Origin of the sequence: Marivita sp., assembly GCF_017643905.1 — a bacterium.
In the GTDB taxonomy this organism is placed as follows: Bacteria; Pseudomonadota; Alphaproteobacteria; order Rhodobacterales; family Rhodobacteraceae; genus Marivita.
This window is the reverse complement of sequence record NZ_JAEPMO010000270.1, coordinates 1-2,454: the sequence shown is the minus strand read 5'-3', so window position 1 is coordinate 2,454 and position 2,454 is coordinate 1. Positions and strand designations below refer to the sequence as shown.

Annotated in this window: 3 protein-coding genes; 2 read left to right on the top strand and 1 reads right to left on the bottom strand. The window is 61.6% G+C overall.

What is annotated here, in order from left to right; translation table 11 throughout:
- Positions 1–803, bottom strand: an 803-nt coding sequence (locus JJ869_RS23070; protein ID WP_292271256.1) for a DEAD/DEAH box helicase, incomplete at its 3' end; no start/stop codon positions are given.
- A gap of 79 nt (positions 804–882) precedes the next feature.
- Here JJ869_RS23070 and fsa point away from each other — a divergent pair.
- The gene (gene fsa, locus JJ869_RS23065; RefSeq protein WP_292271253.1) at positions 883–1,536 is read left to right on the top strand and encodes a fructose-6-phosphate aldolase; all 654 of its coding nucleotides are present in this window, start codon (positions 883–885) and stop codon (positions 1,534–1,536) included.
- A 121-nt stretch (positions 1,537–1,657) separates the two neighbouring features.
- Positions 1,658–2,362 (top strand): DUF484 family protein, encoded by a 705-nt coding sequence (locus tag JJ869_RS23060; RefSeq protein ID WP_292271250.1) that lies wholly within the window; start codon positions 1,658–1,660, stop codon positions 2,360–2,362.
- The last annotated feature ends 92 nt before the right edge of the window (positions 2,363–2,454 follow it).

The following is a 2,454-nucleotide window of genomic DNA, read 5'->3' as shown; positions in this document are numbered from 1 at the left end:
GCGTCGACGCGGGTGGGGAATTCGGCGGTCAGAGCGATTTCGGGCAAGATAACCAGCGCCTGATGGCCTTGGGACAGACATTCGGCGACCGCTTCGAGATAGACCTCGGTCTTGCCTGATCCTGTGACGCCTTTCAGCAGGGTTGTGCCATAGCTGCGCGTGGCGACGGCGGCGCGCAGAGTGGCAGACGCAGTGGACTGATCGGCGGTCAAGTCCTTGCCTGCGTAGGTCGGATCGAGCGTTGGGAAGGGCATATCGCGCGGGCTGTCTTCCTCGCGGACCGCACCCTGTTTCACCAGACCTTTGACGACAGAGGTGGTCACGCCCGCCGCTTCGGCCAGTTCCTTGAGCGTCAGAGACAGTCCCCCCATCTCGCGCAGTACATCGAGTACGCGGGTGCGGGCGTCGGTCATGCGGTCAGGAGCGCTGTCGCCCAGACGGTAGATCTTGCGCATCGACGGCGGGTCACCCAGTCCCGGCGCACGGGTGGCCAGCCGAAGCATCGCGGGCATCGGGGTGAGCGTGTAGTCGCCTGCGCGGGTGAGGAACGACATCAGTTCTTCGCGCATCGGCGCGGCATCGAGCACGCGGATCACCGACCGCACCTTGGAGATGTCGTAATCCCCCTGCCCCGGTCCCCAGACAACCCCCAGGACCTTGCGTGGGCCAAGCGGCACCTCGACGAAAGCGCCCAGATGGCAGCCCCCTTCCGGCGCGCGGTAATCCAGCACCCGGTCCAATGGCTGGGTGGTCAACACGCCGATCAGCGCGCCCTCATCGAAATAGCTGGATGTTAGCGCCATCAGTTCAGGGTTTCCGTCGTCATTGTCATGGGGTAAAGCCCACTGTAGGAAAGGCCAACCCATCACAGGAGCGACAGCCATGAAATTCTTTGTCGACACAGCCGAAATCGACGCGATCGCGGAACTCAACGATCTGGGGATGGTCGATGGCGTGACCACCAACCCTTCCCTGATCAAGAAATCCGGCCGCGACATTCTCGAAGTCACCAAGGAGATCTGCGATCTTGTTTCGGGTCCGGTCTCTGCCGAGGTTGTGGCGCTCAAGGCCGAGGACATGATCGCAGAAGGCCGCAAACTGGCCGAGATCGCCGAGAACATCGCGGTGAAGGTGCCGCTGACCTGGGATGGCCTGAAGGCGTGCAAGGTGCTGACCGACGAAGGCAAGATGGTCAACGTGACGCTGTGTTTCTCGGCCAATCAGGCGCTTCTGGCAGCCAAGGCGGGGGCGACGTTCATCTCTCCGTTCATCGGGCGTCTGGACGATCTGAACATGGACGGTCTCGACCTGATCGCGGATATCCGCGAGATCTATGACAATTACGGGTTCGAGACGAACATTCTTGCCGCGTCGATCCGTACCGCAAACCACATGAGCGAATGCGCCAAGATCGGCGCCGACGTGGCCACAGCACCGCCCGCCGTGATCAAGGCGATGGCGAACCATGTGCTGACCGACAAGGGTCTGGACCAGTTCGTCAAGGACGCGGCAGCAGCCAATATCAAGATCCTCTGAGTACAACGTTCCTGCGCAACTGCCACAGTTTTTCCGAGTTGCCCGCATTTGATTGAAAAAATGCGGGCATCTTTTTGGTGTGGCTGATAGGGTCTCGCAAAATACAAACCACGAGGACGGCATGAGCAGCCCCCGTATCGACGACGACTTGCGCGAAACCATCATGTCGCGCCCTGACGTGATTCTCGAAGATCAGGACCTTATGCGGGCTCTGATCGCCGCGAATGAGCGTGCCATGGGCGGCAATATCGTGGATTTGCGCGGTATCGCGATGGACCGGCTTGAGGCGCGTCTGGACCGTTTGGAAGACACGCATCGGTCGGTGATTGCAGCCGCCTACGAAAACCTTGCTGGGACCAACCAGGTCCACCGCGCCATCCTCCGGATGCTTGACCCGGTAGAATTTGAATCCTTCCTGCGCGATCTTGGCGGCGACGTGGCAGAGATCCTGCGTGTGGATGTGATCAAGCTGGTGCTGGAGTCAGTGCAGAATGACGAAGACCCGGCGATCAAACGGCTTGGGTCGGTTCTGTCGGTCGCGGCCCCCGGTTTCATCGACGCCTACCTGAGCACAGGGCGCAATGCGCCGCCGCGGCAGGTCACGCTGCGCCAGATCGACACCGGCACGCGCGAGATTTACGGCGACAAGGCGGATTGGATTCGCTCTGAAGCCTGTCTCAAGCTGGATTTCGGCCCCGGTCGTCTGCCGGGATTGCTGGTCATGGGGGCGGAAGACCCGCACCAGTTCACACCGCAGCAGGGTACGGACCTTCTGACCTTTTTCACCGGGGTGTTCGAGCGCCAGATGCGGCGCTGGCTGTCGTGAGCCTGATGATCTCTCCGGCGGCGCGGGACGCGCTGGAGGGGTGGCTTGCATCAAGCCGCGCGCTGAACGGGACGGCCGAGAACACACTGATC